Origin of the sequence: uncultured Neptuniibacter sp., assembly GCF_947498015.1 — a bacterium.
GTDB lineage: Bacteria > Pseudomonadota > Gammaproteobacteria > Pseudomonadales > Balneatricaceae > Neptuniibacter.
Genome location: NZ_CANMIR010000045.1, coordinates 1 through 218 on the forward strand (window position 1 = coordinate 1; position 218 = coordinate 218).

Genomic DNA, 218 nt, shown 5'->3' on the forward strand with positions numbered 1-218 from the left:
CAGGAAAATACCCTCAATGAGGATGCGATGCTGACCGGAATTCAGTTTCTGGATGCTTCCACCGCGATTATGACCGGTGAGTTTGGCGTCGTCAGCCGCAGTGATGACGGCGGCCAGAGCTGGAACCCACCAAGCTATATTCCGAACGATTTCTATACCCAGACCGCTTTCTTTACCGATGCCAATACCGGTTGGGTGGGTGGCCTCAGTGGCCAGAT

General features: G+C 54.1%; 1 pseudogene. It reads left to right on the plus strand.

Going from position 1 to position 218, the window contains the following annotated elements:
* Positions 1-218: pseudogene (locus Q0882_RS16730) on the plus strand (glycosyl hydrolase); the annotation flags it as partial.